This window comes from Nocardia heshunensis (assembly GCF_054782115.1).
On the sequence record NZ_BAAGTC010000029.1, the window covers coordinates 173,757 to 187,071 of the forward strand.

The following is a 13,315-nucleotide window of genomic DNA, read 5'->3' on the forward strand; positions in this document are numbered from 1 at the left end:
GGCGGCTTTCGTGCTCTTGGGGTTTCAGGGGTTTACCCCTGAGAGTCCACGAGAGTTGGGGTCAGCGCGTGAACAGCAGGGCGCGCTTGACTTCCTGGATCGCCTTCGTCACCTCGATGCCACGGGGGCAGGCGTCGGTGCAGTTGAAGGTGGTGCGGCAGCGCCAGACACCCTCGACGTCGTTGAGGATGTCGAGACGCTCGCGGGCGGCCTCGTCACGGCTGTCGAAAATGAAGCGGTGCGCGTTCACGATCGCGGCCGGGCCGAAGTAGCTGCCGTCGCTCCAGTACACGGGGCAGGAGGTGGTGCAGCAGGCGCAGAGGATGCACTTGGTGGTGTCATCGAAGCGGGCCCGGTCGTGCTGGGACTGGATGCGCTCGTAGGTCGGCTCGTTGCCCTTGGTGATCAGGTAGGGCTTGACCGCCTTGAACGCATCGAAGAACGGCTCCATGTCCACGACGAGGTCCTTCTCCTGCGGCAGACCGCGGATCGGCTCGACGGTGATGGTGATGTCCTTGCCGTTCTTGGGGAGCATGTCCTTCATCAGGATCTTGCACGCCAGGCGGTTGACGCCGTTGATGCGCATGGCATCCGAGCCACACACACCGTGCGCGCAGGAGCGCCGGAAGGTGAGCGTGCCGTCCAGGTAGGACTTGATGTAGATGAGCACGTTCAGGAACCGGTCGGTGGGCAGCACCGGAACCTTGAATTCGTCCCAGTGCGCGCCCAGCCCGTCCTCCGGGTTGAAGCGGGCGATCTTGACCGTGATCATGGTCGACCCGTCCGGCACCGGAGCCGGCTTCTGCGGCGTTTCAGCGACAGCAGTCATCAGTACTTACGCTCCATCGGCTCGTAACGGGTCTGCACGACCGGCTTGTAGTCGAGCCGGATGTCCGAGATGAGTTCCGGGCTCGTCTTGTACGCCATGGTGTGGCGCATGAAGTTGACGTCGTCGCGGTTCGGGTAGTCCTCGCGCGCGTGGCCGCCGCGAGACTCCTTGCGGTTCACCGCACCCGCGACCGTCACCTCGGCCAGCTCCAGCAGGAAGCCCAGCTCGATCGCCTCGAGCAGGTCGCTGTTGTAGCGACGGCCCTTGTCCTGCACGGTGATCCGCGAGTAGCGCTCCTTGAGCACCTGGATCTCCTCGAGCATGGACTTGAGCGACTCCTCGGTGCGGTACACACCGGCCTTGTCGTCCATGGCGTTCTGCAGTTCGGTGCGGATGTCGGCGACGCGCTCGTTGCCGTGATCCGACAGGATCAGCGACAGCCAGTCCTGCACCATCTGCGTCGGGTTCTCCGGCATGTCCACGAATTCGGCACGCTGGGCGTACTCGGCGGCGGCGATGCCCGCGCGCCGGCCGAACACGTTGATGTCCAGCAGCGAGTTGGTGCCCAGGCGGTTGGCGCCGTGCACGGAGACACAGGCACATTCACCGGCGGCGTACAGGCCGGGAACGATGTCGGTGTTGTTGCGCAGCACCTCGCCGCGGATGCGGGTCGGGATGCCACCCATCACGTAGTGACAGGTCGGCATGACCGGCACCGGCTCCACGACCGGGTCCACACCCAGGTAGGTGCGGGCGAATTCGGTGATGTCCGGGAGCTTTTCCTCCAGGACGTCCGCGCCGAGGTGGGTCACGTCGATGAGCACGTAGTCCTTGTTCGGACCCGCGCCACGGCCCTCACGGACCTCGAGCACCATGGAGCGCGCGACGATGTCACGCGGCGCCAGGTCCTTGATGGTCGGCGCGTAGCGCTCCATGAAGCGCTCACCGGAGGCATTACGCAGGATCCCGCCCTCACCACGCACGGCCTCCGAGATGAGGATGCCCAGGCCCGCGAGGCCTGTCGGGTGGAACTGGTGGAACTCCATGTCCTCCAGCGGAAGTCCCTTGCGGAACACGATCGCCATGCCGTCACCGGTGAGGGTGTGGGCATTGGAGGTGGTCTTGTACATGCGACCCGAACCACCGGTGGCGAAGATGATCGACTTCGCGTGGAACACGTGCAGCTCGCCGGTGGCCAGCTCGTAGGCCACGACGCCGGTCGCGATCGGGCCGTTGGGGCCGTCGGACAGGATCAGGTCGAGCACGTAGAACTCGTTGTAGAACTCCACGTCGTGCTTGACGCAGTTCTGGTACAGCGTCTGCAGGATCATGTGGCCCGTGCGGTCGGCGGCGTAGCACGCGCGGCGCACCGGGGCCTTGCCGTGGTCACGGGTGTGGCCGCCGAAGCGACGCTGGTCGATCTTGCCCTCGGGCGTGCGGTTGAACGGCAGGCCCATCTTCTCCAGGTCGAGCACGGCGTCGATGGCTTCCTTGGCCATGATCTCCGCGGCGTCCTGGTCGACCAGGTAGTCACCACCCTTGACGGTGTCGAAGGTGTGCCACTCCCAGTTGTCCTCTTCGACATTCGCGAGCGCCGCGCACATGCCACCCTGCGCGGCACCGGTGTGCGAGCGCGTCGGGTAGAGCTTGGTCAGCACGGCCGTGCGCACCCGAGGACCGGCCTCGATCGCCGCACGCATTCCAGCGCCACCGGCACCGACGATCACGACGTCGTAGCGGTGTTCCTGAATCGGTCGGGATTCACTCATTCGAGGTGGCCTGTCCTTAACTGATGTTGGGGTCGAAGGTGAAGATCACGTAGGTGCCGGTGACCATGATCAGAAGCATGGACACGACCAGCGCGGTCTTCAGCCAGAAGCGGGTGGAGTCCTTGCGCGCGTAGTCGTCGATCACGGTGCGGACACCGTTGCCGCCGTGCAGCTGCGCCAGCCACAGCATGGTCAGATCCCAGATCTGCCAGAACGGCGAGGACCAGCGGCCCGCGACGAACGCGAAGTTGAGGCGGTGCACACCGCCGTCGAGCATCAGCATGATCGTCATATGGCCGATCACCAGCACGACCAGCAGCAGGCCGGAGAAGCGCATGAACAGCCAGGCGTACTTCTCGAAGTTGTTGCCGGACTGGCGACGCGGAGCGCGCGGGGCGTCGAGGGACGCGGGGCGGTCGTAAGACTTGCCGAGAACAGGTGCGGTCATGTCGGCTCTCACTTCGTCAGCAGGTAGAAGAACTGGCGTCCGACGCCGGCCCCGGCGACGACGATCCAGATCGCGAGCACGATCCACAGCATGAGCCGCTGGTAACGCGGGCCCTGCGACCAGAAGTCGATGAGGATGATGCGGATGCCGTTGAACGCGTGGAACAGCACGCAGACAACGAGACCCATCTCCATCACGGCGACGAGCGGGTTCTTGTACGTCTCGATCGCGTGGTCGTAGGTGTCCGGGCTGACACGCACCAGGGCGGTATCGAGGACGTGGACGAACAAGAAGAAGAAGATCGTCACGCCGGTGATGCGGTGCAGAGCCCAGGACCACATGCCGGGGTCGCCTCGGTACAGGGTCCGCTTCGGCTTGGCCGCCGGAGCTTCTAGCGTGGTCATAGAGTGCGGTGCCTCCAACGTCGTCGATGGACCCGGTCAGATCCGGCGCGGAGCCTGAGGACTGTTGAAACCACCTGCTCACAAGCGGAATCAAGGTCCGGTGGCAGTGCTGCAGGACCCGCTTCGGGAACCTGAACCGATCTGTCGTGAACTCTAAACCCAGCTTTGGGGGGGAACTAATTCGGCGTGCCGCTCGTTGGACCAAATTGTTGTGAGTTAGGTTTGCCTTTCCTGATTTTCGCGACCAGGCAGAACGGTTATCACGCGGGTACGGTCACGTCCATAGGAGGATGGTCCGAAATGTCGGAAATTGACTGGAAAGCCCTGCGCTACAAGGCATTTGAGGTTATGCAAGGGGCATATGCCCCCTACTCCCGATTCCCCGTCGGGGCGGCAGCTCTCACCGCCGACGACCGCGTGGTGAGCGGCTGCAATGTGGAAAATATCTCATACGGTTTGGGCCTCTGCGCCGAATGTGTACTGGTCGGTAACTTGATTTCGACCGGAGGGGGACGCCTTCTCGCGGTCTCCGTCTGCGACTCCAGGGGTGCGGTGCTCATGCCCTGCGGGCGGTGCAGGCAGATCCTCCTGGAACACGGCGGCGGGGAGTTGCTCGTAGATCACCACAAGGGTGCTGTCCCGCTGAACGCCTTGTTGCCGGACTCCTTCGGGCCCGAGGATCTCAGTGCTGGACAGCTATAACGCCTGATCTTCGTGGCGCACCGGGTTTTACATGGAAAGCACCGGGTAAGAGTGCCAGGGTGGAGGACGTGACGGTGCACTCGGCGGTGGATGTGATTCGGGCCAAGCGCGACGGCGGCCAGCTCAGCGACGCGCAGATCGATTGGGTGGTCGACGCGTTCACGCGCGGGGAGGTCGCCGACGAACAGATGTCGGCGCTGGCCATGGCCATCGTGTGGCGCGGCATGACGCGGCGCGAGACCGCGCGCTGGACCCAGGCCATGATCGACTCGGGGAAGCGTTTGGACTTCACCGATCTGGGCCGCCCGACCGTCGACAAGCATTCCACCGGCGGCGTCGGCGACAAGATCACGCTGCCGCTCTCGCCACTGGTCGCGGCGTGCGGCGCGGCGGTGCCGCAGCTGTCGGGGCGCGGCCTCGGGCACACCGGCGGCACCCTCGACAAGCTGGAGGCCATCCCCGGCTGGCAGGCCGACGTTCCGGTGGAGCGGATGCGGGAGCTGTTGGCGGACCCCGCGATCGGGGCCGTCGTCTGCGCGGCCGGAGCAGACCTCGCGCCCGCCGACAAACGGCTCTACGCCCTGCGCGACGTGACCGGGACGGTGGAATCCATCCCCCTGATCGCCAGTTCGATCATGAGCAAGAAGATCGCCGAGGGCACCGCGGCGCTGGTGCTGGATGTGAAGGTCGGACGCGGGGCCTTCCTGAAGGAGCTGGATCAGGCGCGCGAACTCGCCACCGCCATGGTCGAACTCGGCACCGACGCCGGGGTGAAGACGGTGGCCCTGCTCACCGCCATGGACACCCCGCTCGGGCACACCGCCGGAAACGCGCTCGAAGTCTGCGAATCCCTGGACGTGCTGGCCGGCGGCGGACCCGCCGACGTCGTCGACCTCACCCTAGCGCTGGCCCGGGAAATGCTGGCCCAGGCCGGAATCGACGGTATCGACCCGGCCGACGTGCTCGCCGACGGGCGGGCCATGGATCAGTGGCGGGCCATGGTGCGCGCCCAGGGCGGCGACCCCGACGCGGCGCTGCCGCAAGCCCGCCATACCGAAATTCTGCGCGCCCCCGCCGCCGGGACGTTGACCCGGCTGGACGCCCTCGATGTCGGGCTGGCCGCCTGGCGGCTCGGGGCGGGCCGGGCCCGGCAGGGGGATCCGGTGCAGGCCGGGGCGGGCATCGAAATGCATGCCAAGCCAGGCGATTCCATCGCGGCGGGGCAGCCGCTGTTGACCCTGCACACCGACACGCCCGAGGCGTTTCCGGCGGCACTGGAGGTGCTGCGCGACGCGTTCACGATCGCCGACGGCGAGGCGGAGCCGCAGCCGCTCATCCTCGGCCGCATCACCGCCTGACCGCTTCGCCCGAATCGGCCTAGCCTGGGATCGTGAAGCACAGAAGCACCTTCCGGACCCGCGCCGCCACACTCGCCGCGCTGGGCGTCTTCGGCATCGTCATGCCGTTGGGGGCCATCGCACCGGTGGGTTGGTCGACCGCGGCGGTCGCCCAGGCCAATCCCGCCGACAATGCCGGTGGCGACAATTCCGGCGCGGGCTACGAACCCAACTCCCTGGCCCGCGGCGACGCCGCCCCGCCCAAGGCCGACAAGAAGGCCAAACCCGACCCCATCTACAGCAGCTGCGAGCAGGTGTGGGAGCGCGGCGGCGGCCCCATCTACGAAGGCCAGCCCGGCTATTCGGCCTACCTCGACCCGAACGGGACCGGTGTGGCCTGTTCCCGGTGAGTGAAGGAAACCTAGCGGGCAGCAACGTGAGGGCAACGACAGACCGAACTATCGGGTGACTCGCATCAACCACCCTGCCGCAGAACGGGAATGCGGCTAACGTTGCTACATGACTGGACCGACGCCCCTCACTCTCGCCTCGATCCGCCAGGCTCCCAAGGCGGTCCTGCACGATCACCTGGACGGCGGGCTGCGCCCCGCGACCGTGCTGGAGCTCGCCAACGCCTGCGGTTACGACCAGCTACCGGCAGGCGACGCCGCAACCCTGGCCACCTGGTTCCGGGATGCGGCCGACAGCGGCTCGCTGGAACGCTATCTGGAAACCTTCGCGCACACCGTCGCCGTCATGCAGACCCCCGAGGGCCTGCGCCGGGTGGCGCGCGAATGCGCCGAGGACCTCGCCGCCGACGGCGTCGTCTACGCCGAGGTGCGATTCGCGCCCGAACAACACCTGGAGAACGGCCTCACCCTCGACGAGGTGGTCGAGCACACCATCGCCGGATTCCGTGAGGGCGAAGCGGCCGCGGCCGCCGCGGGCACCCCCATCAAGATGGTCTGCCTGCTCACCGCCATGCGGCACGCCGCCCGCTCCCGGGAGATCGCCGAACTCACCGTGCGCTGGCGCGACCGCGGCGTCGGCGGCTTCGACATCGCGGGCGCGGAGGCCGGGTACCCACCCAGCCGCCACCTCGACGCCTTCGACTACATGCGAGCCAACCTCGCCCACTTCACGATTCACGCCGGTGAGGCCTTCGGCCTGCCGTCCATTCACGAGGCCGTCGCCTTCTGCGGCTGCGAACGCCTCGGCCACGGCGTCCGCATCACCGACGACATCACCGATTCCCCCGAGGGGCCCAAGCTCGGCGTCGTCGCCAACTACGTCCGCGACATGCGAATCCCGTTGGAACTCTGTCCCTCCTCCAACGTCCAGACCGGCGCGGTCCCCTCGATCGACAAACACCCCTTCGACCTCCTGGCCCGCCTCCGCTTCCGAGTCACCGTCAACACCGACAACCGCTTGATGAGCGACACCACCATGAGCAACGAGATGTTCAAACTCTCCCAGACCTTCGGCTACGGCTGGAGCGACCTGGAACGCTTCACCATCAACGCCATGAAGTCCGCCTTCATCCCCTTCCCCGAACGACTGCGCCTGATCGACGAGGTCATCAAGCCGGGCTACGCGGTATTGCTGGGATAGCTTGCCCTGGAAACAGATTCGGGCCGCACCCTGAGGGTGCGGCCCGAATTGCGTTTCAGGTCAGGCTTTCTCGAGCCGCGCCTCGAAGGCGGTCTCCAGCGCCTTCCAGGACTCCGACTCGGCCTCGAACGGGGGGTTCGGGGCCATGCGGGTGGGGTCGGGGTTGAGGAGGTAGGAGACGTACCAGCCGAGGGGGGTGGAGACGGCGAGGGCGGACTCGACGGAGTCGTCCTCGGCGTAATCGGCTGCGTCGGTGAACAATTCGACGGCCAGGTCGAGCTGGTCGGTGTCGACGGCCTTGGGGCCGGTGGCCAGGTCGTCGGACAGGCCGGGGAGGACGTAGACGTTCTCCTCGTCCACCTCGACATCGAGGGAGCCGTCCACGGCTGCGGTCTGGACCTCGCCGTAGGTGCTCACCCGGGACAGGTCGTGGTCGTGGTCGTCGGCCAGGTAGCGGGCCAGGGCGCGCTCGGAGGCGAAGACGGTGATGCTGCCGTCCTTGCCCAGGAAGATCGGCTCGTCGTCGACGTAGCAGCGCAGGGTGAAGAAGGTGCCGTCGGAGGTGATGATCTGGACCGGGTCGATGCCGACCTCGTGCCAGAACGACAGCTCCTCGTCCTCTTCTTCGTCCTCGTCCAGGTCGACGGCTTCGATCTCGTCGTCATCGCTCTCGGCCGCGTCCTCGGCGTCGACGATGTTCTCCTGCGCCGCAAGCAGTTCGGCCTCCGCGACCGACACGGCGTCGGCGTCCACCTCGGGAACCGTCACCACCGAGTCGATGGCGTCGATGACCTTCTCCCAGTCCTTGGCGATGGCCGCGCCGATCTGGTCCCACAGTTCCTCGCCTTCCCGGCCGAGGAAGGCGCTCACGCCGCCGGGCAGCGCGCCGAGCACCGGATGCGAGCCGAAGAACTTGGTGACGGTGTCGAGTTCGCAGACGTCACCGATGTTCCGGACCATCTCGAGGGTCTCCTCGAGCTCCGAGACCACCTCCGGGTCCGGGTCGTCGGCGGCCAGCTCGGGCACGCCGACCAGATCGAAGACGTACTGCTCCTCCGGCTCCAGTTCGGCCGCCGACAAACCGGCGATGATCTTCCACGCGGGATGGTCGACCAGGTCGTTTTCGGAGTTGGTACGAATGAACGCCGCCAGCTCGGCGACGGACTCGAAACCGTACAGGTCTTCCTCGTGGCCGAGGAATGCCTGCCACTCATCGTCGCCGTCGCGCCAGCGGGGTGCCCAGAGGGTGACAAGATCGCCTTTGGTCAGGCCGAGTGCGATCGGGACGATGTCTCCAGAAGCCATGACGGAGAGCCTATCCAGTCGTTGCGTCAGGCACTATCCGGGCTGCCCCCAATGCTTCCCGAAATGTTTCCGCCGGGAGTCAGGGACTCGTTCAAGCGGGCCACGATTCGGGCGCGCTGGGCGGTCGCCTCCTGGGCGGCCTGCTGACATGCCCACAGGATCAGCCGGGAGAGTTCCGCCGGAGAACGCGAGGTCACCGATTCGGACAGCCAGAGTCCGGTGAGTGCGCCGTCGGCGTCCACCTCGGCCGTGACCGAGCGATCATCCGCGCTGAAACGTGCCCGTACCTGCGACAATCCATGCAGGGTCGCTTCCAGCGTCTCCAACTGCTGGTTCACGCGATCGAGCAGCGCATCCATCTCAGCACTCATCGTGAGCTCCTTCCGGCACGGGGCCGGAATACCCGCGCCGTCGCGTCCCAACCGCTCCCGGAGGCGCGGATCATGATTTCCGCAGCCAACTGGTCTGTCCGGTATCGGCGTCGTCGAGCCGATCCAATTCGTCCACCGCCGTCTGTCGGGTGGGTAGGCCCAGTCGATCAAGCACCGCATCGGGCACGCCCGCCTCGGCCAGTTGCTCGCGCCGCCGCGAGCGGGCCACGATCGCCGATCGCTTGGTCAGCCGCAGGATCTCGTCGGCCAGAGCCTGTGCGCCGTAGCGGTATTCACCGCGTTCGAACTGGATCTCCACCGGTATGCCCTGGTCGGTGGCGCGCACGGTCACCGTGCCCGACCGATTGCCGGACGCCGCCGTCGTCACCGCCGGCACCTCCCCGCTCATGAGGTGGGCCTGTAGAAACCGAGGAACCGCATGCCCGAGTTCTCCGTTCGTATCGGTCCGATCTGCACGGGATCACCGGCCTCCACCAACCGGCCGTTCCCGATCACCATCGCCACGTGCCCGCTCCACACCGCGAGATCGCCAGGCATCAAGTCCCCTGGACCGATCTGTTGGTGCCCGAACCCCTGCTCCTGCGCCAGCCGCGGCAGCGAAACACCCGCCTGCGCATACGCCCACTGTGTCAGACCACTGCAATCCATCCCCACCCCGGGCGTCTCCCCACCCCACACATACGGCGTCCCCACCTGGCTCAACGCATTCCGCACCGCATCCGCCGCCCGCTGATTCGGCGCCTCGACGGTGCTCCCGTCCGGGAGCGTCAACCGCACCCCACCGCCCTGCGGCCGGGTCACGGTCGGATCATGGCCGCGATCCGGCGACCTCGGCTTAGTCACCGACGCCGGAGTGGTGACCAACCCGCTCACCGGCGACAGGCCGGATCCGAGCGCCGAGCCCCCGCCCGCGAAGGCGTCCGCAGCATTCGCGAGCACCCTGCCCGATTGGCGCCCGCCGTCCACCGGCGTACCCGCCGAGGCCGGAACGACGGCCGGGCCGCCCCGCTCGACCGCCGCGGGTGCCACCACGGCGGGTGCGGGCGTCCGCGAAGCCAATTCGTTCATAGCGTCCGTCTCGCTCTCGAGTTCCGCGCGAAGCCGTTCGGTGACGCGCACCGCCCGCCCGATGTGATCGATGGCCGACTCGACCAGCGCGGTCATCGCCACGGGTGTGAGCCCACTTGCCAGCAGCCCCTCGGCCTCCGCCGTGAACGACCGCGCGATCTCCTCCAGCTCCGTCCGCCCGGCCGCGACCTCCGTATCCGCCCGCTCCACGATGTCCGCCATCGCCCGACCCCGCTCGGAAGCCGTTGTGGCCGTGGTCTGCCCCCGCAACGCGGCATCCATCGCCGCATCCCCGGCCCGCCCCCGCCAGGCGTCGTACATTCGATCCACATTCGCCCGGCTCGCCGCTTGCACTTCGTCGACTGCCGCCGAGGTCTTTCGCAGCGCCGCGACCGTGGACCCCGTGCCCGAGGCCCCAACGCTCGCGAGCATCGCGGTGATCGGTCCTGCCAGCATGCTTGCGTCCAACCCGCTGCTCATTGCCGAACCTCCGGTCGAATGAAGCTGCCGTGCAACGGTTGTCGGCCACGTGGCATCGGACCTTTGCGCTGGGCAGGCCACCGTCGCCCGGGCCGGGATGGCACCTCCGGAGTCCCGGCGGCGGATACCGGATCCCCGGCCGACGCAGTCATCGGCTCGTCCCGATGCGAACTCCGGTGCGCGGCAGTGGTTCTACCCTGGCGATCCCATCGTCGGCCTCACGGCGCGCGTTCGACAGGCAGCCCCAGCGGCAGCCAGGCAATGGTGCTCGGGAGCGGGCGCGGTGGGATCCATCGTGGTGCGAGGAAGCGGTGCTCATGCGTGCAGCTCCTCCTCGGTCGCGCGCAGTGCGGTCGTGTACCGCGCGTCGTGGGTGGCGTAGGTCGATGCGGCCTCTGCTGTCGCGGTGCCGATGCTTGCGTAGGCCGCCGACAGATCGAACAGTTCAGTGAGGTGGGTGGTGTGGGCGGCGGCGTAGGCGGTGAGGAAGTCGGTGCCGATGAGGCCGAAGGCGGGGGCGAGTAGGTCGGGGGCGGTGGTCGCTGCGCGGGTGGTGAGGGCGGCCACGTCGGTGGCGAGGGTCACGGTGGTGGTCGCGCTGGCGGTGATGGCGTCGGGGTGGAGCGAAATGCGGTGCATGAATGCCCCTTTCATGCCGGTCGCGGGGTGGATTCGGGTTGTACGGGGTTGGACGTGCGCGGGCGCGGGATGGTTCCGGGGTGGGGGAATTCCGGCGGGCGGGGATCTTGGTGGGCGTGGCTGATTTATGGTTTTCGTATGCGCACTCTCGTCGTGGACCATCCGCTCGCTGCCGCTTTGCTGACGACCATGCGAGACGCCCGCACCACCAATCCGACATTCCGGGCCGCGCTGCGGGATCTGACCGGGATCCTGGTCTATGAGGCCATGCGGGACGCCCCGGTGGAGCGGTTTCCGATCGCCACGCCGGTGGCCGCGGCGGAGGGGACCCGGCTGAATGCTCCGCCGTTGCTGGTGCCGGTGCTGCGTGCCGGGCTCGGCATGGTGGAGACCGCGGAGAATCTGATCCCGGACGCGCGCATCGGCTTCGTCGGGCTGGCCCGCGACGAGGAGACGCACCAGCCGACCCCGTACATGGAGTCGCTGCCCGAGGATCTGTCCAGCACCCCGGTCATCGTGCTCGATCCGATGCTCGCGACCGGCGGCTCCATGGTCTACACCCTGGACCTGCTGGCCACCCGCAATGCCCGCGACATCACCGTGCTGTGCGTGGTCGCGGCGCCGGAAGGCATTGCCGCCCTGGAGAAGTCGGGTCATGCCGTGCGCCTGGTCACCGCCTCGGTGGACCGCGGCCTCAACTCCGACGCCTACATCGTCCCCGGTCTCGGCGACGCGGGCGACCGCCAATTCGGCCCCCGCTGAACTCGTCTCAGCGCCTCAGAGCTTTTCGCAGAACTGCCGGATCTCGAAGAGCCGTTGCGCCGCAGCGGCCTTCGCGGCCGGCAGCCCCGCCCGATCGGTGACCGGTACGACGGTCTCCAAGTAGCACTTGAGCTTCGGCTCGGTCCCGGACGGCCGGATCACCAGCCGCAGGGCAGGACCCTCGAAAACCAAGGCGTCCGTGCGCATCTGCCCGCGCAGCGTCGACATGTCGGTGCAGGTCACGGCTTCTCCTGCGATCTCGGTCGGCGGAGCCTCGCGCAGGCGCGCCACCACCGCTTCGGCCTCGCTCACATCGGCCAGCCGCAGCGACACCTGATCCCCAGCATGCACCCCGAATTCCACGGCGAAATCGTCGAGCACATCGAGCACGCTCCGGCCCCGAGCCTTCAACTGCGCCACCAGATCCGCCGCCGCGACCGCCGCCGAGATCCCGTCCTTGTCCCGCACGGTAGCCGGATCGACGCAATGCCCGATGGCTTCTTCGTAGGCATAAACGAGTCCGTCACCCGCCCGAGCCAGCCACTTGAACCCGGTCAGCGTCTCCGCGTACCGCGCCCCACGCGCCGGAGCCAGCTTGCTCAACAGCCGCGACGACACGATAGTGGTGGCCACCAACGAATCCGGCGCAGCGGTCCGCAAGACGAAATCGCCCAGCAGCACCCCGGTTTCATCCCCGCGCAGCATCCGCCACCCGTCGGGACCCGCAACGCCGACCGCACACCGATCCGCATCCGGATCCAGCGCAATGGCGATATCGGCGTCGAGTTTCTCCGCCAGCCCCAGTAGGAGATCCGACGCCCCGGGTTCCTCGGGATTCGGGAACGACACGGTCGGAAAATCCGGATCCGGTGCGAACTGCTCGGTGACCACCAGTACTTCGTCGAACCCCGCGCCCCGCAGTGCGGCGACGGCCAACTCCCCGCCGACCCCGTGCATGGCGGTCAGCGCGATCCGAATGCCCGCACGCTCGGCGATCGCACCGCCGATCAGGTTGGGCAGCCGCGTGATTCGGGCCAGGTAGCGGCGGACGATCTCTTCGCCGAGCTCGTCGGCCGCAGCCTCCGCGGGCAGGCCGAGGATGCCCGGCTTCGGTGCGGTCGATGCCGGATCGGTGCGGTGGATATGCCCGGTGACGGCGTCGATGCAGCGCTCGATCTCGGCGTCGGCGGGTGGGACGAGTTGCGAGCCGCCATCGAGGTAGAGCTTGTAGCCGTTGTCGGTGGCCGGATTGTGGGAGGCGGTGATCTGCACGCCCGCAACGGCTTTCAGCTCACGTACCGCGAAGGCCACCACGGGAGTCGGCAGCGGGCGGGGGAGTTGCAGCACCGAGAAACCCGCCGCCGCGAAGACTTCGGCGGTGGCGGCCGCGAATTCGGCGGAGCCATGCCGCGCGTCGCGGCCGACGATCACCAGCCCGCCGCCGAGGCAACGGTCGCGCAGCCAGGCCGCGATTCCGGCGGTGGCGCGGGTGACGGTGTCCACGTTCATGCCGTCCGGGCCGTCCTGCAGTGGTCCGCGCAGCCCGGCGGTTCCGAAGCGCAGCATGCC

At 67.7% G+C, this 13,315-nt stretch carries 15 protein-coding genes; 5 read left to right on the forward strand and 10 right to left on the reverse strand.

Annotation, left to right across the window (positions count from 1 at the left end):
• Positions 1–61: 61 nt before the first annotated feature.
• Genes ACYVN4_RS43260 through sdhC form a run of 4 tightly spaced genes read right to left on the reverse strand, consistent with a single transcriptional unit; the run spans position 62 to position 3,450 of the window.
• Complete coding sequence (locus ACYVN4_RS43260; protein WP_379366316.1) at positions 62–829, reverse strand: succinate dehydrogenase iron-sulfur subunit; 768 nt, start codon at positions 827–829, stop codon at positions 62–64.
• A complete protein-coding gene (gene sdhA, locus ACYVN4_RS43265; protein ID WP_460730059.1) occupies positions 829–2,580 on the reverse strand; it encodes a succinate dehydrogenase flavoprotein subunit in 1,752 nt (583 codons plus the stop codon). Before sdhA ends, ACYVN4_RS43260 begins: the two co-directional genes overlap by 1 nt.
• A 34-nt stretch (positions 2,581–2,614) precedes the next feature.
• Entirely contained in the window at positions 2,615–3,046 is a 432-nt protein-coding gene (locus ACYVN4_RS43270; protein ID WP_460729781.1) for a succinate dehydrogenase hydrophobic membrane anchor subunit, read from the reverse strand.
• A gap of 8 nt (positions 3,047–3,054) precedes the next feature.
• On the reverse strand, positions 3,055–3,450 hold the full coding sequence (sdhC, locus tag ACYVN4_RS43275) for a succinate dehydrogenase, cytochrome b556 subunit (RefSeq protein ID WP_460729783.1): 396 nt from the start codon (positions 3,448–3,450) through the stop codon (positions 3,055–3,057).
• A 300-nt stretch (positions 3,451–3,750) separates the two neighbouring features.
• Between sdhC and ACYVN4_RS43280 the strand changes: the two genes are divergently transcribed.
• The 4 genes from ACYVN4_RS43280 (at position 3,751) to ACYVN4_RS43295 (ending at position 7,100) form a co-directional block, all read left to right on the forward strand.
• Positions 3,751–4,152, forward strand: coding sequence for a cytidine deaminase (locus ACYVN4_RS43280; protein WP_460729785.1), 402 nt, complete (start codon positions 3,751–3,753; stop codon positions 4,150–4,152).
• Between the two features lie 74 nt (positions 4,153–4,226).
• Complete coding sequence (locus tag ACYVN4_RS43285) at positions 4,227–5,510, forward strand: thymidine phosphorylase (RefSeq protein WP_460730060.1); 1,284 nt, start codon at positions 4,227–4,229, stop codon at positions 5,508–5,510.
• A 32-nt stretch (positions 5,511–5,542) separates the two neighbouring features.
• Positions 5,543–5,899 carry an excalibur calcium-binding domain-containing protein gene (locus ACYVN4_RS43290; RefSeq protein WP_460729787.1) on the forward strand — a complete coding sequence of 119 codons (357 nt, stop codon included), beginning with the start codon at positions 5,543–5,545 and terminating at the stop codon, positions 5,897–5,899.
• A gap of 109 nt (positions 5,900–6,008) precedes the next feature.
• Positions 6,009–7,100, forward strand: coding sequence for an adenosine deaminase (locus ACYVN4_RS43295; protein ID WP_460729789.1), 1,092 nt, complete (start codon positions 6,009–6,011; stop codon positions 7,098–7,100).
• Between the two features lie 60 nt (positions 7,101–7,160).
• Here ACYVN4_RS43295 and ACYVN4_RS43300 read toward each other — a convergent pair whose 3' ends face one another.
• The 5 genes from ACYVN4_RS43300 to ACYVN4_RS43320 form a co-directional block, all read right to left on the reverse strand.
• Positions 7,161–8,405 carry a primosomal protein gene (locus ACYVN4_RS43300; protein ID WP_460729791.1) on the reverse strand — a complete coding sequence of 415 codons (1,245 nt, stop codon included), beginning with the start codon at positions 8,403–8,405 and terminating at the stop codon, positions 7,161–7,163.
• Positions 8,406–8,431: 26 nt separating this feature from the next.
• Entirely contained in the window at positions 8,432–8,776 is a 345-nt protein-coding gene (locus ACYVN4_RS43305; RefSeq protein WP_460729793.1) for a YbaB/EbfC family nucleoid-associated protein, read from the reverse strand.
• Positions 8,777–8,846: 70 nt separating this feature from the next.
• Positions 8,847–9,185: a hypothetical protein gene (locus tag ACYVN4_RS43310; RefSeq protein ID WP_460729795.1), complete on the reverse strand. Its 339-nt coding sequence runs from the start codon at positions 9,183–9,185 to the stop codon at positions 8,847–8,849.
• Positions 9,182–10,345 carry a C40 family peptidase gene (locus tag ACYVN4_RS43315; protein ID WP_460729797.1) on the reverse strand — a complete coding sequence of 388 codons (1,164 nt, stop codon included), beginning with the start codon at positions 10,343–10,345 and terminating at the stop codon, positions 9,182–9,184. The genes ACYVN4_RS43310 and ACYVN4_RS43315 overlap by 4 nt, the downstream gene beginning before the upstream one ends.
• Positions 10,346–10,660: 315 nt before the next feature.
• The gene (locus ACYVN4_RS43320) at positions 10,661–10,984 is read right to left on the reverse strand and encodes a type VII secretion target (protein WP_460729799.1); all 324 of its coding nucleotides are present in this window, start codon (positions 10,982–10,984) and stop codon (positions 10,661–10,663) included.
• Positions 10,985–11,122: 138 nt separating this feature from the next.
• On the opposite strand from ACYVN4_RS43320, the gene upp reads away from it, so the two are divergent.
• A complete protein-coding gene (gene upp, locus ACYVN4_RS43325; RefSeq protein ID WP_460729801.1) occupies positions 11,123–11,746 on the forward strand; it encodes a uracil phosphoribosyltransferase in 624 nt (207 codons plus the stop codon).
• 15 nt (positions 11,747–11,761) lie between these two features.
• On the opposite strand, the gene ACYVN4_RS43330 is transcribed toward upp, so the two are convergent.
• Positions 11,762–13,312: a phospho-sugar mutase gene (locus ACYVN4_RS43330; RefSeq protein WP_460729803.1), complete on the reverse strand. Its 1,551-nt coding sequence runs from the start codon at positions 13,310–13,312 to the stop codon at positions 11,762–11,764.
• Positions 13,313–13,315: the final 3 nt, after the last annotated feature.

Excerpts from the sequence above, each read along its gene's own strand:
- ACYVN4_RS43320 (WP_460729799.1), bottom strand. The coding sequence starts at position 10,984 with ATGCACCGCATTTCGCTCCACCCCGACGCCATCACCGCCAGCGCGACC.
- ACYVN4_RS43295 (WP_460729789.1), top strand. The coding sequence starts at position 6,009 with ATGACTGGACCGACGCCCCTCACTCTCGCCTCGATCCGCCAGGCTCCC.
- ACYVN4_RS43330 (WP_460729803.1), bottom strand. The coding sequence starts at position 13,312 with ATGCTGCGCTTCGGAACCGCCGGGCTGCGCGGACCACTGCAGGACGGC.
- ACYVN4_RS43310 (WP_460729795.1), bottom strand. The coding sequence starts at position 9,185 with ATGAGCGGGGAGGTGCCGGCGGTGACGACGGCGGCGTCCGGCAATCGG.
- ACYVN4_RS43315 (WP_460729797.1), bottom strand. The coding sequence starts at position 10,345 with ATGAGCAGCGGGTTGGACGCAAGCATGCTGGCAGGACCGATCACCGCG.
- ACYVN4_RS43305 (WP_460729793.1), bottom strand. The coding sequence starts at position 8,776 with ATGAGTGCTGAGATGGATGCGCTGCTCGATCGCGTGAACCAGCAGTTG.
- ACYVN4_RS43270 (WP_460729781.1), bottom strand. The coding sequence starts at position 3,046 with ATGACCGCACCTGTTCTCGGCAAGTCTTACGACCGCCCCGCGTCCCTC.
- sdhC (WP_460729783.1), bottom strand. The coding sequence starts at position 3,450 with ATGACCACGCTAGAAGCTCCGGCGGCCAAGCCGAAGCGGACCCTGTAC.
- upp (WP_460729801.1), top strand. The coding sequence starts at position 11,123 with ATGCGCACTCTCGTCGTGGACCATCCGCTCGCTGCCGCTTTGCTGACG.
- ACYVN4_RS43260 (WP_379366316.1), bottom strand. The coding sequence starts at position 829 with ATGACTGCTGTCGCTGAAACGCCGCAGAAGCCGGCTCCGGTGCCGGAC.
- ACYVN4_RS43280 (WP_460729785.1), top strand. The coding sequence starts at position 3,751 with ATGTCGGAAATTGACTGGAAAGCCCTGCGCTACAAGGCATTTGAGGTT.
- ACYVN4_RS43300 (WP_460729791.1), bottom strand. The coding sequence starts at position 8,405 with ATGGCTTCTGGAGACATCGTCCCGATCGCACTCGGCCTGACCAAAGGC.